Below are 23,657 nucleotides of genomic sequence, written 5' to 3'. Positions count from 1 at the left end.
TGATGAACAAGATCACCCATTACTTCAAGAGCCTGCTCCTGCTCGAACTGCTCGGCGGCTTGTGGCTGACGTTGAAATACACGTTCAAGCCCAAGTACACCGTGCTGTACCCGATGGAGAAGTTTCCGCAATCGCCACGCTTCCGTGGTCTGCACGCGCTGCGTCGCTATCCCAATGGTGAAGAGCGTTGCATCGCCTGCAAGCTGTGCGAAGCGGTGTGCCCGGCGCTGGCGATCACCATCGACTCGGCCAAGCGCGAGGACGGCTCGCGCCGCACCACGCGCTATGACATCGACCTGTTCAAGTGCATCTTCTGCGGCTTCTGCGAAGAAAGCTGCCCGGTGGACTCGATCGTCGAGACGCACATCCTCGAATACCACTTCGAGAAGCGTGGCGAGAATATTGTCAACAAGCCGCAGCTGCTGGCGATCGGAGACCGGCTAGAGGCCGAGATCGCCGAGCGTCGCGCTGCCGATGCCGCCTTCCGTTGAGGTCATGATGGACTGGGTCTCTATTGCTTTTTACGCCTTCTCCGCCATCGCGGTGGTGTCCGCCGGTGCGGTGATCAGCGTGCGTAACCCGGTGTACGCCGTGTTGTGCCTGATCCTCACCTTCTTCTCGATGGCGTGTATCTGGCTGTTGGTGGGTGCCGAATTCCTTGGCGTCACGCTGGTACTGGTGTACGTCGGCGCGGTGATGGTGCTGTTCCTGTTCGTGGTGATGATGCTCGACATCGACACCAGCCGCCTGCGCGAAGGCTGGGTCAAGTACATGCCGTTGGGCGTCATCGTCGCGGTTGCGATGCTGGCGCAGATGGTGACCCTGATCGGCGTCAAGTCGCGCAGTGCCACGCCGTTTCCGGCCGACAATGCGGCCGCACAGGCTGCAGACGTGTCGAACCTGACCTGGTTGGCCAAGAGCCTGTACACCGAGTTCCTGCTGCCGTTCGAGTTTGCTGCGGTGATCCTGACCGTGGCCGTGGTGGCTGCCGTGATGCTCACCTTGCGCAAGCGCACCGGCATCAAGATCCAGATCGCCAGCGAGCAGTCGCGCGTCAAGGCGACCGACCGCCTGCGCATCGTCAAGATGGCAGTGGAAAAACCCGCACAGGTTGCGCCGCGCGTCGATGCGGTGGACGGACAGGAGGCGAAGTCTTGATTACCTTGGGCCACCTGCTGGGGCTGGGCGCGGTGCTGTTCTGCATCTCGCTGGCCGGCATCTTCCTCAACCGCAAGAACGTCATCGTGCTGCTGATGTCGATCGAGTTGATGCTGCTGTCGGTCAACATCAACTTCATTGCATTCTCGCGCGAGCTCGGCGACACCGCCGGCCAGCTGTTCGTGTTCTTCATCCTGACCGTTGCCGCTGCGGAGGCCGCGATTGGCCTTGCGATCCTGGTGACTCTGTTCCGTACGCGCCGCACGATCAATGTGGCCGAAGTCGACACGTTGAAGGGCTGACCCGTAGATGGAAATCACTCTCTCCAAGAGTCTGCTGATCGCAGTGGTGCTTGCACCGCTGGTCGGCAGCATCATCGCCGGCTTGTTCGGTCGTCAGGTGGGGCGCAAGGGCGCGCAGTACGTCACCATCCTCGGCGTGGCGGTCAGCTGCGTGCTGTCGTGCCTGACGCTGTACCAACTGGTGGAGCAGGGCGCCAGCCCGTTCAACCAGAACCTGTATACCTTCTTCGACGTCGGCAACTACTCCGCGCATGTCGGCTTCATGGTCGATCGCCTGACCGCGATGATGATGGTGGTGGTGACCTTCGTGTCGCTGCTGGTGCACATCTACACCATCGGCTACATGGAAGAAGACCCGGGCTACCAGCGCTTCTTCAGCTATATCTCGTTGTTCACCTTCTCCATGCTCACGCTGGTGATGAGCAACAACTTCCTGCAGCTGTTCTTCGGCTGGGAAGCGGTGGGTCTGGTGTCCTACCTGCTGATCGGTTTCTGGTTCAAGCGACCGACTGCCGTGTTCGCCAACATGAAGGCGTTCCTGGTCAATCGCGTCGGCGACTTCGGCTTCATTCTGGGCATTGCCGGCGTGTTGCTGTGGTTCGGCTCGCTGGATTACTCCACCGTGTTCGCCAACGCGACCACCATGGCCGGTGCCAAGGTACAGTTGTTTGCCGGTCACGAATGGAGCGTGATGACGCTGATCTGCATTTGCCTGTTCATTGGCGCAATGGGCAAGTCCGCGCAGGTGCCGTTGCACGTGTGGCTGCCGGACTCGATGGAAGGCCCGACGCCGATCTCGGCGCTGATCCACGCCGCGACGATGGTGACCGCCGGCATCTTCATGGTTGCGCGCATGTCGCCGCTGTTCGAGCTGTCGGAAACCGCGCTGAACTTCATCCTGTTCATCGGTGCGACCACGGCCTTCTTCACCGGCCTGATCGGCATCGTGCAGAACGACATCAAGCGTGTGGTTGCATATTCGACGCTGTCCCAGCTGGGTTACATGACCGTGGCATTGGGCGTGTCGGCCTATTCGGCGGCCGTGTTCCACCTGATGACGCATGCCTTCTTCAAGGCGCTGCTGTTCCTGGCGGCCGGCTCGGTCATCATCGGCATGCACCATGAGCAGGACATGCGCAAGATGGGCGGCCTGCGCAAGTACATGAAGGTGACGTACTGGACCAGCGTGATCGGCACCCTGGCGCTGGTGGGGACTCCGTTCTTCTCGGGTTTCTACTCGAAGGACACCATCATCGAAGCAGCGGCGCATCATGCGCACGAATCGCATAGCTGGATCGCGACCTACGGTTACTGGGCGGTGCTTGGTGGCGTACTGGTCACCAGCTTCTACAGCTTCCGTTTGCTGTTCCTGACCTTCCACGGCAAGGAGCGTTTCCGCGATGCCCATGCGCACGACGCGCATGCGCACCACGACAGCGCGCATACCGATGCCGAAGCGCAGGTGCATGCGCACGACAGCCACGCGCATGACGCACACGCCCACGACAGCCACGGTCACCACGACCACGGCCATGGTCACCACGGTGCCCACGAGCCGCACGAGTCGAAGTGGGTAGTGACAATGCCGTTGATCCTGCTGGCGATTCCGTCGGTGGCGATCGGCTTCTTCACCATCGGTCCGATGCTGTTCGGTACCGATTGGCAGGGGCACCATGCGGCGCACGCGCTCAAGGGCCAGGCCGTCTCGTTCTTCACCGGCATCGTCGATTTCTACGATCCGGCACGCGACACCGTCGGTGCGCTGGCGGAAGAATTTCATGGCCCGGTGGCATTTGCACTGCACGGCATGATGGCCGCCCCGTTCTTCCTGACGGTGGCCGGTCTGCTGCTCGCGGCGCTGTTCTATTTGTGGAAGCCGGACCTGGCCACCAAGTCGCGCAAGGCGTTCGCGCCCGTTGTGTGGCTGCTGGAGAACAAGTACGGCTTCGACAAGCTGTGGATCAATGGCTTCGCCGGTGGCGGTGTTGTCCTTGGCAAGGCGTCACGTGCCGTCGATACCCATGTGGTCGACGGTGTGGTCGTCAATGGTTCTGCCCGACTGATCGACCTGGCTGCAAATCTGCTGCGTCGCACGCAATCCGGTTTCCTCTATCACTACGCCTTCGCAATGATCATCGGTTTGATCGCCTTGTTGGCGGTACTGATGCATTTCTGGCGTTGACCTGTACGGAATAAGAAAACGTGTCGAACTGGCCTTTACTGTCTATCTTGATCTGGCTGCCGATTATCGGTGGCGCCCTGATCCTTGCGTTGCGCAACGCCGAGACTGCCCGCTGGGCGTCCCTGGCGGTGGCAGTGGCGACCTTTGTGCTGAGTCTGCCGCTGCTGGGCTACGACACGGCCAATGACGCCCTGCAGTTCATCGAGCTGCACGCCTGGATCCCGGCCTACAACATCGGCTACAACCTCGGCGTGGACGGCATCGCGGTCGCCCTGATCGTACTGACCACCTTGGTGACCGTGCTCTCGCTCATTGGCGCCTGGCGCTCGATCGACAAGCGCGTCAACCAGTACGTGGCTGCCTTCCTGATCCTGGAAGGCGTCACCGTCGGCATCTTCGCTGCCACCGACGCGATGCTGTTCTACGTGTTCTTCGAAGCGATGCTGATCCCGATGTTCCTGATCATCGGAGTCTGGGGCGGCCCGCGTCGCATCTACGCAGCGATGAAGTTCTTCCTCTACACCTTCCTCGGCTCGGTGCTGATGCTGGTGGGCCTGGTGTACCTGTACCTGAAGGGCGGCAGCTTCCAGCTGGCCGATCTGTATGCGCTGCAGCTGACTGCCAAGGAACAGACCTGGATCTTCTTCGCGTTCCTGATTGCATTCGCGGTCAAGGTCCCGATGTTTCCGGTGCACACCTGGTTGCCGGACGCACACGTCGAGGCACCAACCGCCGGTTCGGTGATCCTGGCCGCCATCGCCTTGAAGATCGGTGGCTACGGCTTCCTGCGCTTCAATCTGCCGATCGTGCCGGACGCCAGCCACGAGTTCGCCTGGCTGGTGATCGCCCTGTCGTTGATCGCCGTGATCTACGTCGGCCTGGTGGCGCTGGTGCAGGAAGACATGAAGAAGCTGGTGGCGTACTCGTCCATCGCGCACATGGGCTTCGTCACGCTCGGTACCTTCATCGCCTTCACGCTGGTGCGCGAGTACGGCAGCACCGACGCCGCACGCCTCGGCCTGCAGGGTGCGATGGTGCAGATGATCTCGCATGGCTTCGTGTCCGGCGCGATGTTCTCCTGTATCGGCGTGTTGTACGACCGCATGCATACCCGCCGCATCGCCGACTACGGCGGCGTGGTCAACGTGATGCCGTGGTTCGCCACCTTCGCGATGCTGTTCTTCATGGCCAATGCCGGTCTGCCTGGCACCAGCGGCTTCGTCGGCGAGTTCATGGTGATTCTGGCCAGCTTCCAGAAGCATCCGCTGATCGCCTTTGCCGCTGCCACCACGCTGGTCATTACCGCCGCCTACACGCTGTGGCTCTACAAGCGCGTGTTCTTCGGCGAAGTGGCCAACGCACATGTGGCCGAGCTGAAGGACATCAATGGCCGCGAGGCGTTCGTGCTGGGGGTGTTCGCCGCTGGCGTGCTGGCCCTGGGCCTGTACCCGAAGCCGCTGACCGATCTGATGGAACCCTCGATCGCCAAGCTGGCGACCCAGATTGCCGCGACCAAGCTGTGACTGCTTGCCGTACGTTTTGACTCCAGGATTTGATGATGACCACGCCAACGCTCGCGCCGTTGACCACCGCTGACCTGGCTCCGCTCGTTCCGGAGCTGGTGCTGATCGGCGGCGCCTTCGCACTGCTGATGCTCGACCTGTTCGTGAGCCAGCGGAACAAGGTCTGGACCCACCTGTTTTCCGTCGCCGTTCTCGCCGTGGTGTTCGCACTGCTGGCGACCGGTACGGGCGGGCAGGGCGAGATCTTCCACGGCATGTTCGTGCGTGATACCGCTGCGGACGTCATGAAGACCGTCATCGTGCTGGTCAGCGGTCTGAGCCTGGTGTATGGCTGGACTTATCTGCGCGAGCGCAATCTGTATCAGGGCGAGATTCCGGTACTGGTGTTGTTCGCCACCGCCGGCATGATGCTGCTCGCTTCCGCCGGTAGCCTGTTGATGGTCTACCTCGGCCTGGAGCTGTTGGCGCTGTGCTCCTATGCCCTGGTGGCCTCCAACCGCGACAACGGTCTGGCTACCGAAGCGGCAATGAAATATTTCGTGCTCGGTTCGCTGGCGTCGGGCCTGCTGCTGTATGGCATGTCACTGGTCTATGGCGCCACGGGCACCTTGAGCCTGGCCGGCATCCATGACGCAATCGATGGCTCGGGCGAGCGCACGCTGCTGTTGACCGGCACCATCTTCATGATCGCCGGCGTCGCGTTCAAGCTGGGTGCGGCTCCGTTCCACATGTGGCTGCCCGACGTCTATCAGGGCGCACCGGCTCCCATCGCGCTGTTCATCAGCTCGGCGCCCAAGCTGGCGGCGTTCGGTATGGCGTACCGCCTGCTGGAAGTGGGCATGGGCCCGCTGTCGCCGCAATGGCACCTGCTGATCGGCGGCCTGTCGGCGGTGTCGTTGGTCATCGGCAACCTGATGGCCATCGCACAGAGCAATCTCAAGCGCATGCTCGCGTACTCGACGGTCTCGCATATCGGCTTCCTGCTGATGGGCGTGGCCGGTGGTGGAGAGGAGGGGTATGCCGCCGCGATGTTCTATGCGGTTAGCTACACCATCATGTCGACCGCCTCGTTCGGCGCCATCATCGCGCTGTCGCGCAATGGCTTTGAAGCCGAAAACATCGACGACTTCAAGGGGCTCAATGCACGTAATCCCTGGATGGCGGGACTGGTGCTGTGCATCATGGCCTCGCTTGCAGGTATTCCGCCGTTTCTGGGCTTCTGGACCAAGCTGGCCGTGCTTGGCGCTGCGGTGAAGGGTGACATGCTGTGGCTGGCCTTGGTCGGCGTGATCTGTGCCGTGATCGGTGCGTACTACTACCTGCGTGTCATCAAGGTCATGTACTTCGACGAGCCGGTGGGCGAGCCTTTGCCGGCCAACAACGACCGCGTGCTGGGGACGGTGCTGGGCGTCAACGCACTGGCCCTGCTCGCTCTCGGCCTGGCCTGGAGCCCGATCATGGTGTGGTGCCAGCGCGCCTTCGCCGGTCTCGCGTAAGCAGACTGCGTTGCGCCGCACGTACCGCGGCTCTCGCCCCAGGCATGCGGCGGGAGATTGAAAGAAAGTCGTGATAAGTGTTTCGTTTTTGTTGCATTGCGGGTATCATTCGCCGCGACGTTAGACAGCCGCCACGGTGTCCAACAGATGAAAAACTAGGGCTTGCAATTGCCGCTCAAGTTCTTCATAATTCCGCTTCTGCTGCGGGGTGGAGCAGTCTGGCAGCTCGTCGGGCTCATAACCCGAAGGTCGCAGGTTCAAATCCTGCCCCCGCTACCAAGTTTCGAATTGTTGCTTTACCGCGGCGATTCAACTTCTTGGATCGTAAGGACGCTTGTTCCCGTCTTTACGCCGACCCTGAGAGGTCGGGCTTTTTTCACGCAAGGGGCCCATCGGGCCCCTTGTTTTTTCCGGAACCGGAAAGTTAGCTGCCGGTTGCCGGGGTTCTACTGGCAATCATCTGATCAGGGCAGTCTGTGAGCGAAAAAGCGACCGAAATCGCGAATCTGCTGAGTCCAACGGTTGAGTCCCTGGGCTTGGAACTGCTGGGCGTGGAGTATCTTCCCGCTCCAGGTGGCGCCACATTGCGCCTCTATATCGATGTGCCGCTGGCCGAACAGCCCGAGCGCGTGATCAACGTCGACGACTGCGAGCGCGTGAGCCGCGAAGTGTCGGCCCAGCTCGATGTCGAAGACCCGATCAGCGGCAATTACACCCTCGAGGTGTCGTCGCCGGGTGTGGACCGTCCGTTGTTCACCCTCCAGCAGTTCGCGCGTCATGCCGGCGAGTCCGCCAAGATCGTGTTGAAGCTTGCGCAGGATGGTCGGCGCCGCTTCCAGGGCCAGATTCTGCGGATCGAGGCCGACGCCGATGCCGTGGTGTTTGCGGTGGACGGCAAGGACCTGCAGATCGGTTTCGACAATATCGACAAGGCGCGCATCGTGCCGGATTGGGTCGCTCTGGGCCTGGCACCGCAAAAACCGAATAAGCCCGGCCCGAAAAAACCCGGGCACGACAAGAAGAAACCATCCAACGAGTCGGCGGCTGGCAAGCCGCGCGCGGAGTGACGAAATGAGCAAGGAACTTTTGCTGGTAGTGGATGCGGTGGCCAACGAAAAGGGCGTGCCGCGCGAAGTGATCTTCGATGCGATCGAGGCCGCGTTGGCGTCCGCAGCGAAGAAGCGCTATCCCGACCAGGACGTGCTGACGCGCGTGACCATCGATCACAAGGACGGTAACTACGAAACCTTCCGCCGTTGGGAAGTGGTGGCCGACGATGTGGTGATGGAGTCGCCGGACCGCCAGGTGCGCCTGATGGATGCCATCGACGAAGCCGACGGCGTGGATGTGGGCGACTACATCGAAGAACAGATCGAAAACCCGGATTTCGGCCGCATTGCCGCACAGGCCGCCAAGCAGGTGATCGTGCAGCGTGTGCGCGAGGCCGAGCGCCAGCAGGTCGTGGATGCATGGAAGGACCGCGTGGGCGAGTTGATCACCGGTGTGGTCAAGCGCGCCGAGCGCGGCAACATCTTTGTCGATCTGGGTGGCAATGCCGAAGCCTTCATTCCGAAGGACAAGGGCATTCCGCGCGACGTGCTGCGCCCGGGCGACCGTGTGCGCGGCTACCTGGCCGAGGTGCGTTCGGAGCCGCGTGGCCCGCAGCTGTTCATCAGCCGCGCTGCGCCGGAATTCATGATCGAGCTGTTCAAGCTCGAAGTGCCGGAAGTGGGCCAGGGCCTGGTCGAGATCAAGGCCTGCGCACGCGACCCGGGCGACCGCGCCAAGATCGCGGTGATTGCGCACGACACCCGCACCGATCCGATCGGCGCGTGCATCGGTATGCGCGGTTCGCGCGTGCAGGCGGTGTCCAACGAGCTCAATGGCGAGCGCGTGGATATCGTGTTGTGGAACGAGAATCCGGCCAACTTCGTGATCAACGCGATGGCGCCGGCCGAAGTGCAGTCGATCATCGTCGACGAAGAAAAGCATTCGATGGACCTGGCCGTGGCAGAAGACCGCCTGGCCCAGGCGATCGGCAAGGGCGGCCAGAACGTGCGCCTGGCCAGCCGCCTGACCGGTTGGCAGCTCAACGTGATGACCGCCGACCAGGTGGCTGCCAAGTCCGAGGCTGAACAGGCGTCGGCACGCCAGCTGTTCATGGACCGCCTGGAAGTGGACGAGGAAATCTCCGCGATCCTGGTGTCCGAAGGCTTCAACACGGTGGAAGAAATCGCCTACGTGCCGGTCGGCGAGCTGCTGGCGGTGGAAGGCTTCGACGAAGACATCGTCGAGGAGCTGCGCGCCCGTGCCCGCGACGCGCTGCTCAACGCTGCGCTGGCCGAGGAAGAAGGCCTGGAAGGGACTCAGCCCACCGAGGACCTGCTGGCGCTGGAGGGGATGGACGAGGAAACGGCCTTTGCTCTGGCCGAGCACGGCGTGCGCACCAGCGAGGACTTGTCCGACCTGGCTGCGGACGAGATCGTCGACTTCGGCATCGAGGGCATGACCCAGGAGCGCGCCGCGGCGCTGATCCTGGCGGCCCGCGCCGAGGAGATCGCCCGTTTGGAGCGCGGCGAATGAGCCGGCAATGAACCGCGCCCTGACCCCATCAGGGCTTAGAATCAGCGTATCCCTTGCTCTGGGCGAGGGGGCGCCAACCAGATCATAGGATCCGAATGTCGCAGCAAACCACCATCCGCAAGCTTGCCGAACTGGTCAATACGCCGGTCGATAAACTGCTGGTTCAACTGGCCGAGGCCGGAATGAAGTTCAGCGGTCCCGACCAGGTCGTGACCAGCACCGAGAAGATGAAACTGCTTGGCTTCCTGCGTCGCACGCATGGCAAGGCCGACGCGCCTGCCGATGCGGCCAGCGAAGCAGCCAAGAAGATCACGCTCAACCGGCGCAAGCTGCAGGAAGTCACGGTCAACGCCGGCCGCACCAAGACCACGGTCAACGTGGAAGTGCGGCAGAAGCGGACATACGTGAAGTCCGAGAACGAAGGCAGCGGCCGCGCCGCGCCGATGACGCCTGACGAAGAGCGCGCCGACATCCTGGCCAAGCTCGCCGCCTCGCGTCAGCGCAATCTTGACGAGCAGCAGGCGTTGGCCGAAAGCGACCGCGTGCGCGACGAAGCAATTCAGCGCAAGCGCGAGGAAGAGCAGGCTGCAAAGGACCGTGCAGAAGCCGAGCGCAAGGCTGCCGAGGAAGCCGCTGCGGCTGCCAGCGCGCCGGCCCCGGTTGCTGCTGCGCCGACGCCGTCGGCGCCTGCCGCACGGGCACCGTCCTCGCCGTCTTCCGCGCCGCGTCCGGCCCGTCCGGCTGGCGCCTCGCCCGCATCGCGCCCGGCGACGCCGGCCCGTCCGGATGACCGCAACAACGCGGCCAAGCACAAGACGCGCGGCTCGCACGTCATGGTGGCCGGCGTCGAAGACGACGATGCGACCAAGCGTTTTGCCGGGCAGTTGCATCTGTCCGCCGCCGACCGTGCGCGCCGTTCCAATGTGCGTGGCAAGCCGACTGGGCGTCCGGGTTCGTCGTCGTCGCGTCGCGGCAACGATGGTGGCCGTGGTGGCAACCAGGGCAATAGCGGCCCGCACGGGTTCGAGCGTCCCACCGCACCGGTGGTACGTGAGGTGGCGATCGGCGAGACCATCACCGTGGCCGACCTGGCGCAGAAGCTCGCGCTCAAGGGCGGCGACGTGGTCAAGGCGTTGTTCAAGATGGGCGTCATGGCGACCATCACCCAGAGCATCGATCACGATACCGCTGCGCTGGTGACCGAGGAACTCGGCCACAAGGCCGTGCGTGCCGACAATGCCGACTTCGAGGATGCGCTGCTGGCGCACGCCGAAGATGCGCAGGGCAATGCCTCGCCGCGTCCGCCGGTGGTGACCATCATGGGTCATGTCGATCACGGCAAGACCTCGCTGCTGGACTATATCCGCCGCACCAAGATCGCCTCCGGCGAAGCCGGCGGCATCACCCAGCACATCGGTGCGTACCACGTCGAAACCGGTCGTGGCGTCATCAGCTTCCTGGATACGCCCGGCCATGCCGCGTTTACCTCGATGCGTGCGCGCGGCGCCAAGATCACCGACATCGTGGTGCTGGTGGTGGCTGCCGATGACGGCGTGATGCCGCAGACCAAGGAAGCGGTGGCGCATGCCAGGGCGGCCGGTGTGCCGCTGATCGTGGCAGTGAACAAGATCGACAAGGCAGGCGCGGATCCGTTGCGGGTCAAGAACGAACTGCTGGCCGAAAACGTGGTGGCCGAAGAGTTCGGCGGCGACACCCAGTTCATCGAAGTGTCGGCCAAGGTCGGTACCGGCGTGGACACGCTGCTGGATGCGATCTCGTTGCAGGCCGAAGTGCTGGAACTCAAGGCAGTGGCCGAAGGCCGCGCCAGCGGTACCGTCATCGAATCCTCGCTGGACAAGGGCCGTGGCCCGGTCGCGACGGTGCTGGTGCAGCAGGGCGCCCTGAAGCGTGGCGATTACCTGGTGTGCGGCATCCAGTACGGCCGCGTGCGTGCGCTGTTCGATGAGACCGGCCATCAGCCGGCCTCGGCGGGCCCGTCGATTCCGGTGCAGGTGCTCGGCCTGTCCGGTGTGCCGGAAGCCGGTGACGACTTCGTGGTCGTCGACGACGAGCGTCTGGCCAAGGACGTGGCGCAGCAGCGCGAAACCAAGCGTCGCGAATCGCGCTTGGTCGCCTCGGCCAGTAACCGCATGGAAGACATCCTGGCCCAGATGGGCAAGGGTGAAGGTCAGCAGGTGTTGAACCTGGTGATCAAGGCCGACGTGCAGGGTTCGGTGGAGGCGCTGAAGCAGTCGCTGGTGGCGTTGTCCAACGACGACATCCGCATCAACGTGATCCACTCCGGCGTGGGTGGCATCACCGAGTCGGATGCGAATTCGGCAGCTGCGTCCAAGGCCACGATCATCGGCTTCAACGTGCGTGCGGACGCATCGGCGCGCAAGATCGTCGAATCCAACGGTATCGATCTGCGTTACTTCTCGATCATCTATGACGTGATCGATCAGGTGAAACAGGTGGCCTCCGGTCTGCTGGGTGTGGAAATCCGCGAAGAGATCATCGGTATTGCGCAGGTGCGCGATGTGTTCCGCAGCTCCAAGTTCGGCGCGGTTGCAGGCTGCATGATCGTCGAGGGCGTGGTGAAGCGCAGCAAGCCGATCCGCGTGCTCCGCGACAGCGTCGTGGTGTTCGAGGGCGAGCTGGAATCGCTGCGTCGCTTCAAGGAAAACGTCGAGGAAGTGCGCAACGGTACCGAGTGCGGTATTGGCGTGAAGGCCTACAACGACGTCAAGGCCGGCGACCAGATCGAGTGCTTCGAGCGTATCGAGGTTGCCCGCACGCTGTAACGGAGGCCGGGGGCTGCGGGCCCCGGTTCTCTACGCAGCCGATGCTGCGTGCAAGTTCTGCAAGGCGAGGGCGGCATGGCCGCCCACGTTCGTTTTTGGCTTCGGTGCCATCTGGCCCTCCGAATCAACCAGGTCCACGACCATGCCAACCAAATCATTCCATCGCACCGACCGTGTGTCTGCACAGGTGCGTCGCGACCTCGGCACGATCGTACACGCGGCCGTGCGCGACCACGGCCTGCCGTCGGTCAGCGTTTCCGACGTCGAAATCAGCCGCGACCTGGCGCATGCCAAGGTGTTCGTCACCGCGTTGCAGCAGGAGCGCTCGGCCGAAGCAGTGAAAGGGCTCAAGGAGATTGCCGGCCAGCTGCGCTCGCAGTTGGCGCGCGCAATGAAATTGCGTCACGTGCCGGAGCTGCACTTCCACTACGACGACTCGGTCGATCGCGGCGAGCGTATCGACAATCTGTTGCGTGACCTGGACGACGTTGGCCCCGATGCCACGTCCAGCGACGAAGACGCCGAGCCGCGCTGAGCGCTGTCGGCTGGCGCCGCTGCTGCGCCCCTGATTTTCCGCGGGCGCGCACTGCGCCCGATTCGAGCATCGATCCTTTGAAACCCCGCATCGTCTATCGCCCGTTGCACGGCATCCTGTTGCTGGATAAACCGGCCGGGCTGAGTTCCAACAATGCTTTGCAAGCCGCGCGCCGGCTGCTGCGGGCGGAAAAGGGCGGCCATACCGGGAGCCTGGATCCGCTGGCCACCGGCCTGCTGCCGCTCTGCTTTGGCGAAGCCACCAAGATCGCTGGTCTGCTGCTCGGCTCGGCCAAGGCCTACGACGCCGAGATCGTGCTGGGCGTCACCACCGACACCGACGATGCCGATGGAGAGCCGTTGCGTGTGCGTGCGGTGCCCGAGCTCGGCGAAGACGCGTTGCGTGCCGCGTTACTGCCGTTTGTCGGCCGCATCCAGCAGCAGGCGCCGATCTATTCCGCGCTCAAGCAGGGCGGGGAGCCGCTGTACGCCAAGGCCCGGCGTGGCGACGTCATCGAGGCGCCGGTGCGCGAGGTCGAAGTGCAGGCGATCGAAATGCTGGGCTATGGCGCGCCGCGGCTGCAGCTGCGCGTGACCTGTGGCTCGGGCACCTACATCCGCAGCCTGGCCCGCGACCTGGGCGAGGTGCTCGGGTGCGGTGCGCATATTGCGTCGCTGCGCCGGCGCTGGGTGGAGCCGTTCCGCGCGCCGCAGATGATCACCCTGGACCAGCTGGCCGCCGCGCTGGAGACGGGCACGCAAGCGCAAGATCTGCTGCTGCCGATCCAGGCCGGGCTGGCGGATTTTGCGCAGATCACGCTCGATGAGGCGCATGCGACCCGGTTCCGGATGGGGCAGCGGCTGCGCGATCCGGCGTTCCCGGCGGGGCAGGTGGCCGTGTTCGGCCCGGACGGAAGCCCGTCGGGACTTGGCCTGGTGGACGCCGACGGACGTCTGTCGCCGCAGCGATTGTTCAACGGACTGAACCAGGAATTGACTTGTTAAGGTTTGGTCAACTTGTTACCCGGGCCGTGCGACGGTACAATTTCGCGGCCCCGATTGGGGCGCCTTAGCGCCAAGCGCGCTCATCCCAAGCAAACGGCGAGTCCGGCGGTGCGTCACGCACGTTCCTGTCGACCACGCGTCTATCGAGAAAACATCATGTCCGTCGACACCCAGAAAGTTATTGAAGACAACAAGCGCAGCGCCCAGGACACCGGTTCGCCGGAAGTGCAGGTTGCTCTGCTGACCGCCCGTATCGAGCTGCTGACCGGTCACTTCAAGACCCACAAGAAGGATCACCACAGCCGTCGTGGCCTGCTGCAGATGGTCAACCGTCGCCGCAGCCTGCTCGACTACCTGAAGAAGAAGGACAACGACCGCTATAAGTCGCTGATCGAGAAGCTCGGCCTGCGCCGCTGATCGAGTCCTACCACCGCGGCGCAGCGATGCGCCGCGGTTTTGTTTTGGTCCTTCGCAAACGCGTCATCGCATCACCAAGTTCATGGGCCGGAGCCTCCCGGCCGCCCGTTCTCGGCATGGGTCGACGACGGTCCAACGCAGACAGCAATACCTAAGGGAAAAAACCTCCGTGGCAAAAATCACCAAAACCTTCCAGTACGGCAAGCACACCGTCACTCTTGAGACGGGCGAAATCGCTCGCCAGGCAGGCGGCGCCGTCATCGTCAAGTTCGACGACACCGTACTGCTGGTCACCGCCGTCGCCGCCAAGAGCGCGCGCGAAGGGCAGGACTTCTTCCCCCTGACGGTCGATTATCAGGAGAAGTTCTACGCCGGCGGCCGCATCCCGGGCGGCTTCTTCAAGCGCGAAGGACGCGCGACCGAGAAGGAAACGTTGATCTCGCGCCTGATCGATCGCCCGATCCGTCCGCTGTTCCCGGAGGACTACAAGAACGAAGTGCAGATCATCGCCACCGTGATGTCGATGAACCCCGACATCGACGGCGATATCGCCGCGCTGATCGGCGCATCGGCCGCGCTGTCGCTGGCCGGTACCCCGTTCAACGGCCCGATCGCTGCGGCGAAGGTCGGTTACAAGAATGGCGAATACATCCTCAACCCGACCGTGACCGAGCTGAAGGATTCGCAGCTGGAGCTGGTCGTGGCCGGTACCGCCAACGCGGTGCTGATGGTCGAGTCCGAAGCCGAGCTGCTGTCGGAAGAAGTGATGCTGGGTGCAGTAACCTTCGGTCATCGCGAGATGCAGAAGGTCATCAACATCATCAACGAGCTCACCGTCGAAGCCGGCACCAAGCCGTCCGACTGGGTGGCTCCGGCCAAGAACGACGGCATGATCGCCGCACTGAAGGAAGCGGTGGGCGAGCAGCTCGCGTCGGCTTTCCAGGTGCGCGACAAGCTGCAGCGCCGCGATGCGATTTCGGCGATCAAGAAGGACGTGCTGGGTTCGCTGGCGCCGCGTGCCACCGTCGAAGGCTGGGCTGCCGGCGATCTGGCCAAGGAATTCGGCGAACTGGAATACCAGACCATGCGTGGCTCGGTGCTGAGCACCAAGGTGCGCATCGACGGTCGTGCGCTGGATACCGTGCGTCCGATCAGCGCCAAGGCCGGCGTGTTGCCGCGTACCCATGGCTCGGCACTGTTCACCCGTGGCGAAACGCAGGCGATCGTGATCACCACGCTCGGCACCGCACGCGACGGTCAGGTCATCGACGCCGTTTCGGGCGAGTACAAAGAGAACTTCCTGTTCCACTACAACTTCCCTCCGTATTCGGTGGGCGAGTGCGGTCGTTTCGGCGCGCCGAAGCGCCGCGAAATCGGCCACGGCCGTCTGGCCAAGCGCGGCGTGCTGGCCGTGATGCCGAGCTTGGAAGAATTCCCGTACACCATCCGCGTTGTCTCGGAAATCACCGAGTCCAACGGTTCCTCGTCGATGGCATCGGTCTGCGGCAGCTCGCTGGCGCTGATGGACGCCGGTGTGCCGATCAAGGCGCCGGTCGCGGGTATCGCGATGGGTCTGGTCAAGGAAGGCAACGACTTCGTCGTGCTGTCGGACATCCTGGGTGACGAAGATCACCTGGGCGACATGGACTTCAAGGTGGCCGGTACTGCCGAAGGCGTGTCCGCGCTGCAGATGGACATCAAGATCGAAGGCATCACCGAAGAGATCATGAAGCAGGCATTGCAGCAGGCCAAGGCCGGCCGTCTGCACATCCTGGGCGAGATGGCGCATGCACTGACCGCCCCGCGTCAGGAGCTGAGCGACTACGCGCCGCGTCTGCTGACCATCAAGATCCACCCGGACAAGATCCGCGAAGTGATCGGCAAGGGTGGCTCGACCATCCAGGCGATCACCAAGGAAACCGGTACCCAGATCGACATCCAGGACGACGGCACGATCATCATCGCCTCGGTCAACGCCATTGCTGCGCAGGCTGCGAAGTCGCGCATCGAGCAGATCACCTCGGACGTGGAGCCGGGCCGCATCTACGAAGGCAAGGTCGCCAAGATCATGGACTTCGGTGCGTTCGTCACCATCCTGCCGGGCAAGGACGGCCTGGTGCACGTCTCGCAGATCTCCAGCGAGCGCGTGGAGAAGGTCGGCGACAAGCTGAAGGAAGGCGATCTGGTGCGCGTCAAGGTGCTGGAAGTGGACAAGCAGGGCCGTATCCGCCTGTCGATCAAGGCAGTGGAAGAAGGCGAGGGCGTGCCGGCTTCGGCCGAGTAAGCGCTGCTGGCTGATGCATCACGCGTGACGCGTGATGCATGACGAAAAAGCGGGCTTCGGCCCGCTTTTTTTGTTGTTGGTTCGGAATAACTCGTGCGTTGTTTCTTTCCCAGCGGGAAAAGTGCCCTGCAGGGGTAACGAGGCTACGAGCGAAGCCGCGTGCAGTTTCAATGCTGCAACGGCTTCACCCCATACCCTCACCCCAAACCCCTCTCCCGCAGGAGAGGGGCTTTGATTCCTTCTCCCTCCGGGAGAAGGTGCCCCGAAGGGGCGGATGAGGGGGCGCGCGAAGCCTTGTGATATCTGGAATGTAAGTGGCTTCGCCCGTAGCCTCACCCCAACCCCTCTCCCGCAGGAGAGGGGCTTTGATTTCTTCTCCCTCCGGGAGAAGGTGCCCCGAAGGGGCGGATGAGGGTACGTGCAAAGCCTCGTGATATTCCGAATGTAAGTGGCTTCGCCCGTATCCTCACCCCAACCCCTCTCCCGCAGGAAAGGGGCTTTGATTTCTTCTCCCTCCGGGAGAAGGTGCCCCGAAGGGGCGGATGAGGGCACGTGCAAAGCCTCGTGATATTCGGAATGTAAGTGGCTTCGCCCGTATCCTCACCCCAACCCCTCTCCCGCAGGAGAGGGGCTTTGATTCCTTCTCCCTCCGGGAGAAGGTGCGTAAAAGGGGCGGATGAGGGTACGTGCAAAGCCTCGTGATATTCGGGATGTAAGTGGCTTCGCCCGTACCCGCACCCCAACCCCTCTCCCGCAGGAGAGGGGCCTTTAATACGGCTTTACTCAGGTTGCTGTTGCTGTTGCTGTTGCTGCGTCTGCGCAGGCTGCGTCTCCGGCCGCGGCGGCACAACGCGTGGAAAGCCTGGCGGCATCGTTTGTTCCGCGGGCGCGATGCCGGGTGCGGGCAACGGCGTCGTCGGTGGCGGGCTGACCACTGCCGCATCCGGGCGCAGCTTCAGTAGTGCGGCCCAATCGCGTCGGTTGAAGTCGCAGAGTTCCTCGTGCGCCGGCGTGCATTCGCTGGCGATCCCGAGACTGTCTTCGTTCTGGTCCTGGCTGCTGTCGGACTGCGGGGCGGGTAACACCACACGACCTGCGCGATCCAGCGGCATCTTGCGCATCATCACCGTGTTGAACACATTGCCGCCGATCAGGTACAGGGTGCGATCGCCGCCGACGTTGGCAGCGACCACCACATCGCAATGCGATTGCCACGGCATCGGTGCGCTGCCACCCAGCGCAGCCTTTAGACCCGCATAGCCGAGCGCCACGCTGCGGCCGCGCAGCAGGCACAGCATGTCACCGGGCGCGGGCTTTTCGACGGCGGGATCGGCGAACTGATACGGCCCGGTGGCACCGTCGTTGTACGCGCTGCGGATGTAGTCCAGATGGCGCGCTGAACGGTGAAAGCCACCGAGGCCGGATTGGGTCATCACCCACGAAATGAAGGCGGCCGACCACGGGTTGTCGATCAGGAACGCGCGGCAATCGCTGGCGGTGTAGCGCGTGCCATCCAGCGCGGCGCAGCTGGATGCACCGGGGCGGCCACCCATCGAGGCGAGCGTGCCGCTGTCGCGCCAGTAGCCGGCCACGCGTTGCCATGCGACCACGCCATGGTCGGCCAGGTATCCGGATTCGGCTTCGGTCACGCCGAGGCTGGCCAGCCGCCCCTTGGCATCGATAAACGGGTGCTGCCACAGACGGTGCTCATTGCAAGCGGTGCGCACGATGGCGATGGCGGCGCGGCTGGTGCCGAAGCGCGGCGGCATATCGCACACTTCCGCAGCCGCCGCGCTGCCTCCCAATCCAGCAAGCAGCAAGCACATCCACGGCCAGGGTCTTACAGTCATCGAACATTCCGCACGAAATCAGTCCGCGCAGGCTGCCAGAGCGGCCTGCGCGCACGCGTGAAATCACGGCGGGGGCGGGCCGAGCTTGAGCGAGAGATCCACCGCCTGCACATGCTTGGTCAGGCCGCCGATGGAGATGCAGTCCACGCCGTCCTGTGCAATTGCGCGGATGCCGGCCAGGTCGACGCTGCCGGAGACTTCCAGTGGAATGCGTCGATCGCGCGGCAGCGACGCCGCGATACGCACGGCCTCGCGGCGCATGGCCGGGTCGAAGTCGTCGATGAGGATGCGCGTGCAACCGACCTGCAATGCCTCGCGCAGCTGCTCCAGCGTTTCCACTTCCACCACCAGCGGCAGCTGCGGTTGCTGCGCGCGTGCGGCATGCACGGCGGCGCTGAGCGAGCCGGCCGCGCGGATATGGTTTTCTTTCAGCATCACCGTGTCGAACAGGCCGATACGGTGATTGTCGCCACCGCCGCAGCGCACCGCGTATTTCTGCGCCATGCGCAAGCCTGGCAGCGTCTTGCGCGTGTCCAGGATGCGCGCGCCGGTGCCGGCGACGGCTGCCACGTATGCAGCGGTGGCGGTGGCGGTAGCAGACAAGGTCTGCAGGAAGTTGAGCGAGGTCCGTTCGGCGCTGACCAGGCTCCGGCTGCGCCCATGCAGCAGCGCGAGCACGCTGCCGGCGCTGACCTGCTGACCTTCGTGCACCTGCCAGTCGATGCGCACCTGCGGGTCGAGCGTGCGATGGGTGGCGTCGAACCACGGCCTGCCGGCGATCACCGCGTCCTGTTTGCACAGCAGATACGCGCTGTCTGCCTGGTCGGGCAGCAATGCCGCGGTGATATCGCCGCTGCCGATGTCTTCGGCCAGCGCGCGCGTCACGTCGGCATCGATCAGCGCCGCGGGCGGCGGCTCCGGCGCGGTGCGGACGGGCGAACTCACTTTTCGGGGAAGTCAGTGATCTGCGCGGTCGCGATGGCTTCTTCGGCCAGCAAGACCGGGATGCCGTCATCGACGCGGAAGATCTGCTTGCGATCGCGGGTGATCAACGCCTCGCGCAGCGGCTGTGCCTGCACGGTGCCGTCGGCGCGCTGCAGGCTTCCGCCGGCGATGGCGGTGTTGAGTGCTTCCAGGCCCTTGCCGTCCAGCAGCGAAAGCGGCTGACGGGTGTCGGGCGAGCACAGCAGGTCGAGCAATTTGCGATCCATCGAAGTCTTGTCGTGCGTGGAGATTGGCTAGAATACGTCTTTACCGCAGGGCAGGGCCATGACCTCCAACCACTCCGCGCCGCTGGTCGGCATCGTGATGGGCTCCCGTTCGGATTGGGACACCATGCAACACGCGGCTCAGAAGCTTGATGCGCTGGGCGTGCCGTACGAAGTCAAGGTGGTCTCCGCGCACCGCACCCCGGATGTATTGTTCGCCTACGCCGAGCAGGCAGGCGAGCGCGGCCTGCGCGCAATCATCGCCGGTGCCGGCGGCGCGGCGCATCTGCCGGGCATGCTGGCCGCCAAGACCGCGGTGCCGGTGCTTGGCGTGCCGGTGCAGTCCAAGGCGCTCAACGGCATGGATTCGCTGCTGTCGATCGTGCAGATGCCGGCCGGGATTCCGGTGGCCACCTTCGCGATCGGCAATGCCGGCGCAGCGAATGCGGCCTTGTTCGCAGCGGCGATGCTGGCGCGGGAGCTGCCGCAGATCGGTGATGCGCTGGCGCAGTTCCGTGCCAGGCAGACCGACGATGTGATGGCCAGCGACGACCCGCGCCAATGAGCACCGTTGGCATTCTCGGTGGCGGCCAGCTGGCGCGCATGCTGGTGCTGGCCGGTGCGCCGCTCGGCCTGCGCTTTGCGGTGTTCGACCCGGCGGCCGATGCCTGCGCAGGGCAGCTGGCGTCGCTGCAGGTTGGCGCGTTCGACGATACGGCGGCCCTGGCCGCATTCGCTGCGCAAGTGGATGTGATCACCTTCGATTTCGAGAACGTGCCGGCCGCCGCCGCGCAGCACCTTGCCGCGCAGGTACCGGTGTTCCCAGGCGCGGATGCCCTGGCGGTGGCGCAGGACCGGCTCAGCGAAAAGACCCTGTTTCGCGAGCTGGGCATTCCGGTGCCGGCGTTCGCCGCCATCGACGATCGCGCCGGCCTGGATGCGGCGTTGGCGCAGATCGGTGCACCGTGCGTGCTCAAGACCCGCCGCTTTGGCTACGACGGCAAAGGCCAGTTCCGGATCAAGACGCTTGCAGACGCTGATGCCGCGTGGGACGCGCTGGGCGCGCAGGGGGCCACGGTGGGACTGATCCTCGAGGCGTTCGTGCCGTTTCAACGCGAAGTCAGCGTGGTCGCCGTGCGTGGCCGCGACGGTGAATTCCGTGCCTGGCCGCTGACCGAAAACTGGCACGTGGACGGTGTGCTGTCGGCCAGTCTCGCGCCCGCCCGGGTGGACGAAGCGTTGCAGACGGCTGCCGAAGCGCATGCACGTGCGATTGCCGACCGGCTGGACTACGTGGGCGTGTTCGCGCTGGAACTGTTCGCGCGCGATGGTCAGCTGCTCGCCAACGAGATTGCGCCGCGGGTGCATAACTCCGGCCACTGGACCATCGAAGGCGCCGAGACCTCGCAGTTCGAAAATCATGTGCGTGCGGTGCTTGGCCTGCCATTGGGCAGCACCGCGATGCGTGGACATGCCTGCATGCTGAACTGGCTGGGCAGCATGCCCGCCGCGGGTGCGTTCCTCGCCGTGCCGGGCGGGCATTGGCACGACTACGGCAAGCAGGCACGCGAGGGCCGCAAGGTCGGGCATGCCAGCGTACGTGCCGATACACCGCAGGCGCTGGCGACTGCGCTGGTGCAGGCGGGCAAGGCATTGCAGCGCGATGCACAGGTCGCGCCGGTGGTCGGGCGTCTGCAGGAAGGCTGACCTGGCGCATTGCGGTTTATGCGGCGGGGCCCACGTTCGGCAGTGTGCCGGGATGCCTCTCGAGGACGGGCGTGCGCTGTTGAGGCGCCTGGGGTGTGCCGCGCGCGGTAACCGAATCGGTTGCCGCTGCGAGGGTCAGCTCAATCGGCTGCCCACGAAGTCCCAGTTGATCAGTTTCCAGAACGCGTCCAGGTAGTGCGCGCGGTCCTGCTGGTAGTCCAGGTAGTACGCATGCTCCCAGATATCGCAGGCGAGCAGCGGGGTGTCCGGCCCGGTGAGCGGCGTGGAGGCGTTGGGCGTGGCGACGATGGCCAGGGTGCCGTCCGGGCGCTGCACCAGCCAGGTCCAGCCCGAGCCGAAGGTGCTCAAGGCCACGCGATTGAACTCCTGCCTGAAATGCACGAAATCGCCGAACGATGCGGCGATGCTGTCGGCCAGCCTGCCCAGCGGCTCGCCGCCGCCGCGTGGGCGCAGGCACTGCCAGTAGAAGTTGTGATTCCACACCTGTGCCGCCAGGTGGAACAACGTGCCCTGCGCCTGCGCGATGATCTCTTCCAGCGTCAGCTCGGCAAACTCGCTGCCTTCGATGCGCGCATTGAGCCGTTCGACCTCGTTGCGATGACAGATGCCGTGGTGCGACTCCAGTGTCGCGGACGAAAGGTGCGGCTCGAGGGCAGCGCGGGAGTAGGGCAGTGCAACGTGTTCGATCGGCATGATGGCAAGGGCAGCGAAAGGAGTCCGGCGGCAGGTCGCGTGAAGGCTTACAATGCGCGCCTTTGCGGAAGTCTATCCGACCCGGCGGTCGGGCCTGCCGCTCCCAGTCAGGAGAGTCCAATGCCGGTGATGGAACGGATCCAGGCCGAAGTCGAACAACACCCCATCGTGCTGTTCATGAAAGGCACCCCGCAGTACCCGATGTGCGGCTTTTCCAGTCGCGCGGTGCAGGCGCTGGTCGCTGCCGGCGCCGACCAGCTGCGCACGGTCAACGTGCTGGAAGAGCCCGAAGTGCGCGCAAACCTGCCGCGCTATTCCAACTGGCCGACCTTCCCGCAACTGTTCATCCACGGCGAGTTGATCGGCGGTTGCGACATCACGCTGGAACTGTTCGAAGCCGGCGAGCTCAAGCGCATTGTCAGCGAGGCCTATCAGCCGTGACCGAAGTGCAGGGCCAGCCCGAAGCGGCCGCCTTGGCCGGGCGGGTCGTGCTGGTGACCGGCGCCGCCGACGGGCTGGGCAGCGCTGCCGCACAGGCGTGCGCGGCGGCCGGTGCCACGCTGGTGCTGCTTGGCCGCAAGCTGCGGCCGCTGGAGCGCGTGTATGACGCGGTGGCCAAGCTCGGCCCCGAGCCATTGCTGTATCCGCTGGATCTGGCAGGTGCTACGCCCGACGACTATGCGGTGCTCGCACAACGGTTGCAGAGCGAGCTGGGCGGTCTGCACGGCCTGCTGCAGTGTGCGGCCGAGTTCGGCGGTCTGACGCCGGCCGAACTCGCGGCGCCGGCCGACTTCGCCCGCAGCATCCACGTCAACCTCACCGCACGCGCATGGTTGACGCAGGCCTGCCTGCCGCTGCTGCGGCAGCAGCGCGATGCGGCGGTGGTGTTCGTTGTGGACGATGCTGCACGGATCGGTCAGGCGTACTGGGGCGCGTACGGGGCTGCCCAGTACGCCCAGCACGGCTTGATCGCCAGCCTGCACCACGAGACCGCCGCCGGCCCGGTGCGTATCCACGGCCTGCAGCCCGGCCCGATGCGCACCGCGTTGCGTGCCCGTGCCTTTACCCATCAGGAAGACAGCCAGGCGGCGGACCCCGCAGTGGCGGCGTCGGCCTGCGTCACCCTGTTGTCCATGGCAGGTGCTCCGCACCGCGGTGCGATCTGGAGCCCTTCGGCATGACCATTCTGTCGGCAGCCTTGCTGCTGTTCTTGATTCTCGACCCGCTGGGCAATATCCCGGTGTTCCTCAGCGTGCTCAAGCCGCTGCCGCCCAAGCGGCAACGCTTCGTGCTGGCGCGCGAACTGCTGATCGCCCTGTGCGTGCTGATGGCCTTCCTGTGGGGCGGCAAATACGCATTGGAGCTGATGCACCTGCGCCAGGAATCGGTGGCGATCGCCGGTGGCATCGTGCTGTTCCTGATCGGCATCCGCATGATCTTCCCGCGGCCGGAGGGCCTGATGGGCGAGATCCCCGATGGAGAGCCCTTCATCGTGCCGCTGGCCATCCCGCTGGTGGCTGGCCCCTCGGGCATGGCCGCGGTCATGCTGATGGGCAGTAACGAGCCCACGCGTCTGTGGGACTGGAGCCTGGCCCTGATGATCGCCTGGATCGGCGCCTCTTCGATCCTGGCCTCGGCACCGTTGCTGTACAAGCTGCTCGGTCACCGTGCATTGACCGCTGTCGAGCGTCTGATGGGGATGTTGTTGGTCGCCATCTCGGTGCAGATGTTCCTCGATGGCTTGGGCACGTACTTCAAGCTGCCGGTTTCGATTTAAGACGCTTGTCATCAGCCCGGTCGCTTGACCGGTTGCCGCCATCCGCGCGGAAGGGCGAGTTGCGCGAGCGGTGAGAGGTCAACCTGCGACTTTCCCGATAGGCCGAGACGCAC

Annotated in this window: 22 protein-coding genes and 1 tRNA gene; 19 read left to right on the top strand and 4 right to left on the bottom strand. The window is 64.3% G+C overall.

Going from position 1 to position 23,657, the window contains the following annotated elements:
- Positions 1-2: 2 nt before the first annotated feature.
- The 14 genes from nuoI (at position 3) to pnp (ending at position 16,288) form a co-directional block, all read left to right on the top strand.
- Positions 3-491 (top strand): NADH-quinone oxidoreductase subunit NuoI, encoded by a 489-nt coding sequence (nuoI, locus tag OZ10_RS00225; RefSeq protein WP_039407442.1) that lies wholly within the window; start codon positions 3-5, stop codon positions 489-491.
- A 4-nt stretch (positions 492-495) separates the two neighbouring features.
- Entirely contained in the window at positions 496-1,158 is a 663-nt protein-coding gene (locus OZ10_RS00220; RefSeq protein ID WP_162183121.1) for an NADH-quinone oxidoreductase subunit J, read from the top strand.
- Entirely contained in the window at positions 1,155-1,460 is a 306-nt protein-coding gene (gene nuoK, locus OZ10_RS00215) for an NADH-quinone oxidoreductase subunit NuoK (protein ID WP_039407444.1), read from the top strand. Before OZ10_RS00220 ends, nuoK begins: the two co-directional genes overlap by 4 nt.
- Before the next feature lie 7 nt (positions 1,461-1,467).
- Complete coding sequence (gene nuoL, locus OZ10_RS00210; protein WP_039563615.1) at positions 1,468-3,642, top strand: NADH-quinone oxidoreductase subunit L; 2,175 nt, start codon at positions 1,468-1,470, stop codon at positions 3,640-3,642.
- 20 nt (positions 3,643-3,662) lie between these two features.
- Complete coding sequence (locus tag OZ10_RS00205; protein WP_039407449.1) at positions 3,663-5,165, top strand: NADH-quinone oxidoreductase subunit M; 1,503 nt, start codon at positions 3,663-3,665, stop codon at positions 5,163-5,165.
- Positions 5,166-5,200: 35 nt separating this feature from the next.
- Entirely contained in the window at positions 5,201-6,661 is a 1,461-nt protein-coding gene (gene nuoN / locus OZ10_RS00200) for an NADH-quinone oxidoreductase subunit NuoN (protein WP_039407547.1), read from the top strand.
- A 202-nt stretch (positions 6,662-6,863) separates the two neighbouring features.
- A tRNA-Met gene (locus OZ10_RS00195) sits at positions 6,864-6,940 on the top strand.
- 197 nt (positions 6,941-7,137) lie between these two features.
- Positions 7,138-7,728 (top strand): ribosome maturation factor RimP, encoded by a 591-nt coding sequence (gene rimP / locus OZ10_RS00190; protein WP_039407452.1) that lies wholly within the window; start codon positions 7,138-7,140, stop codon positions 7,726-7,728.
- 4 nt (positions 7,729-7,732) lie between these two features.
- Positions 7,733-9,244 carry a transcription termination factor NusA gene (gene nusA, locus OZ10_RS00185; RefSeq protein WP_039407455.1) on the top strand — a complete coding sequence of 504 codons (1,512 nt, stop codon included), beginning with the start codon at positions 7,733-7,735 and terminating at the stop codon, positions 9,242-9,244.
- Between the two features lie 95 nt (positions 9,245-9,339).
- Positions 9,340-12,048 carry a translation initiation factor IF-2 gene (infB, locus tag OZ10_RS00180; RefSeq protein ID WP_039563614.1) on the top strand — a complete coding sequence of 903 codons (2,709 nt, stop codon included), beginning with the start codon at positions 9,340-9,342 and terminating at the stop codon, positions 12,046-12,048.
- Positions 12,049-12,190: 142 nt separating this feature from the next.
- A complete protein-coding gene (gene rbfA, locus OZ10_RS00175) occupies positions 12,191-12,583 on the top strand; it encodes a 30S ribosome-binding factor RbfA (RefSeq protein ID WP_039407461.1) in 393 nt (130 codons plus the stop codon).
- Positions 12,584-12,660: 77 nt separating this feature from the next.
- On the top strand, positions 12,661-13,587 hold the full coding sequence (gene truB / locus OZ10_RS00170; RefSeq protein WP_039407465.1) for a tRNA pseudouridine(55) synthase TruB: 927 nt from the start codon (positions 12,661-12,663) through the stop codon (positions 13,585-13,587).
- 156 nt (positions 13,588-13,743) lie between these two features.
- Positions 13,744-14,004 (top strand): 30S ribosomal protein S15, encoded by a 261-nt coding sequence (gene rpsO / locus OZ10_RS00165; protein ID WP_005991399.1) that lies wholly within the window; start codon positions 13,744-13,746, stop codon positions 14,002-14,004.
- Positions 14,005-14,173: 169 nt separating this feature from the next.
- Positions 14,174-16,288, top strand: a complete 2,115-nt coding sequence (pnp, locus tag OZ10_RS00160) for a polyribonucleotide nucleotidyltransferase (RefSeq protein WP_039563613.1) — start codon at positions 14,174-14,176, stop codon at positions 16,286-16,288.
- A 779-nt stretch (positions 16,289-17,067) separates the two neighbouring features.
- Here pnp and OZ10_RS00155 read toward each other — a convergent pair.
- The 3 genes from OZ10_RS00155 to OZ10_RS00145 form a co-directional block, all read right to left on the bottom strand.
- Positions 17,068-18,138 carry a DUF2272 domain-containing protein gene (locus OZ10_RS00155; protein WP_039563612.1) on the bottom strand — a complete coding sequence of 357 codons (1,071 nt, stop codon included), beginning with the start codon at positions 18,136-18,138 and terminating at the stop codon, positions 17,068-17,070.
- Positions 18,139-18,201: 63 nt separating this feature from the next.
- Positions 18,202-19,083, bottom strand: a complete 882-nt coding sequence (gene nadC / locus OZ10_RS00150) for a carboxylating nicotinate-nucleotide diphosphorylase (RefSeq protein ID WP_039407476.1) — start codon at positions 19,081-19,083, stop codon at positions 18,202-18,204.
- Complete coding sequence (locus OZ10_RS00145; protein ID WP_039407479.1) at positions 19,080-19,349, bottom strand: Trm112 family protein; 270 nt, start codon at positions 19,347-19,349, stop codon at positions 19,080-19,082. The genes nadC and OZ10_RS00145 overlap by 4 nt, the downstream gene beginning before the upstream one ends.
- Before the next feature lie 58 nt (positions 19,350-19,407).
- Here OZ10_RS00145 and purE point away from each other — a divergent pair, with 58 nt between their 5' ends.
- Both purE and OZ10_RS00135 read left to right on the top strand, forming a co-directional pair.
- The gene (gene purE / locus OZ10_RS00140; RefSeq protein ID WP_039407482.1) at positions 19,408-19,911 is read left to right on the top strand and encodes a 5-(carboxyamino)imidazole ribonucleotide mutase; all 504 of its coding nucleotides are present in this window, start codon (positions 19,408-19,410) and stop codon (positions 19,909-19,911) included.
- Positions 19,908-21,053 (top strand): 5-(carboxyamino)imidazole ribonucleotide synthase, encoded by a 1,146-nt coding sequence (locus tag OZ10_RS00135; RefSeq protein ID WP_039563611.1) that lies wholly within the window; start codon positions 19,908-19,910, stop codon positions 21,051-21,053. Before purE ends, OZ10_RS00135 begins: the two co-directional genes overlap by 4 nt.
- Positions 21,054-21,188: 135 nt before the next feature.
- Here the strand turns inward: OZ10_RS00135 and OZ10_RS00130 are convergent, their stop codons facing one another.
- On the bottom strand, positions 21,189-21,767 hold the full coding sequence (locus tag OZ10_RS00130) for a superoxide dismutase (protein ID WP_039563610.1): 579 nt from the start codon (positions 21,765-21,767) through the stop codon (positions 21,189-21,191).
- Between the two features lie 120 nt (positions 21,768-21,887).
- Here OZ10_RS00130 and grxD point away from each other — a divergent pair, with 120 nt between their 5' ends.
- Genes grxD through OZ10_RS00115 form a run of 3 tightly spaced genes read left to right on the top strand, consistent with a single transcriptional unit; the run spans position 21,888 to position 23,544 of the window.
- Positions 21,888-22,208: a Grx4 family monothiol glutaredoxin gene (gene grxD, locus OZ10_RS00125; protein WP_039407489.1), complete on the top strand. Its 321-nt coding sequence runs from the start codon at positions 21,888-21,890 to the stop codon at positions 22,206-22,208.
- Complete coding sequence (locus OZ10_RS00120; protein WP_039563609.1) at positions 22,205-22,948, top strand: SDR family NAD(P)-dependent oxidoreductase; 744 nt, start codon at positions 22,205-22,207, stop codon at positions 22,946-22,948. The genes grxD and OZ10_RS00120 overlap by 4 nt, the downstream gene beginning before the upstream one ends.
- Entirely contained in the window at positions 22,945-23,544 is a 600-nt protein-coding gene (locus OZ10_RS00115) for a YhgN family NAAT transporter (RefSeq protein WP_039407493.1), read from the top strand. The genes OZ10_RS00120 and OZ10_RS00115 overlap by 4 nt, the downstream gene beginning before the upstream one ends.
- The last annotated feature ends 113 nt before the right edge of the window (positions 23,545-23,657 follow it).

This window comes from Xanthomonas cannabis pv. cannabis, from assembly GCF_000802365.1.
GTDB lineage: Bacteria > Pseudomonadota > Gammaproteobacteria > Xanthomonadales > Xanthomonadaceae > Xanthomonas > Xanthomonas cannabis.
This window is presented reverse-complemented; position numbering and strand designations above follow the sequence as displayed.

What these genes read in the sequence shown, in the direction of transcription:
- nuoI (WP_039407442.1), top strand. Translation starts at nt 3, where the DNA reads ATGAACAAGATCACCCATTACTTCAAGAGCCTGCTCCTGCTCGAACTG.
- OZ10_RS00220 (WP_162183121.1), top strand. Translation starts at nt 496, where the DNA reads ATGATGGACTGGGTCTCTATTGCTTTTTACGCCTTCTCCGCCATCGCG.
- nuoL (WP_039563615.1), top strand. Translation starts at nt 1,468, where the DNA reads ATGGAAATCACTCTCTCCAAGAGTCTGCTGATCGCAGTGGTGCTTGCA.
- nuoN (WP_039407547.1), top strand. Translation starts at nt 5,201, where the DNA reads ATGACCACGCCAACGCTCGCGCCGTTGACCACCGCTGACCTGGCTCCG.
- nusA (WP_039407455.1), top strand. Translation starts at nt 7,733, where the DNA reads ATGAGCAAGGAACTTTTGCTGGTAGTGGATGCGGTGGCCAACGAAAAG.
- infB (WP_039563614.1), top strand. Translation starts at nt 9,340, where the DNA reads ATGTCGCAGCAAACCACCATCCGCAAGCTTGCCGAACTGGTCAATACG.
- rbfA (WP_039407461.1), top strand. Translation starts at nt 12,191, where the DNA reads ATGCCAACCAAATCATTCCATCGCACCGACCGTGTGTCTGCACAGGTG.
- rpsO (WP_005991399.1), top strand. Translation starts at nt 13,744, where the DNA reads ATGTCCGTCGACACCCAGAAAGTTATTGAAGACAACAAGCGCAGCGCC.
- OZ10_RS00155 (WP_039563612.1), bottom strand. Translation starts at nt 18,138, where the DNA reads ATGACTGTAAGACCCTGGCCGTGGATGTGCTTGCTGCTTGCTGGATTG.
- OZ10_RS00145 (WP_039407479.1), bottom strand. Translation starts at nt 19,349, where the DNA reads ATGGATCGCAAATTGCTCGACCTGCTGTGCTCGCCCGACACCCGTCAG.
- purE (WP_039407482.1), top strand. Translation starts at nt 19,408, where the DNA reads ATGACCTCCAACCACTCCGCGCCGCTGGTCGGCATCGTGATGGGCTCC.
- OZ10_RS00135 (WP_039563611.1), top strand. Translation starts at nt 19,908, where the DNA reads ATGAGCACCGTTGGCATTCTCGGTGGCGGCCAGCTGGCGCGCATGCTG.
- OZ10_RS00130 (WP_039563610.1), bottom strand. Translation starts at nt 21,767, where the DNA reads ATGCCGATCGAACACGTTGCACTGCCCTACTCCCGCGCTGCCCTCGAG.
- grxD (WP_039407489.1), top strand. Translation starts at nt 21,888, where the DNA reads ATGCCGGTGATGGAACGGATCCAGGCCGAAGTCGAACAACACCCCATC.
- OZ10_RS00115 (WP_039407493.1), top strand. Translation starts at nt 22,945, where the DNA reads ATGACCATTCTGTCGGCAGCCTTGCTGCTGTTCTTGATTCTCGACCCG.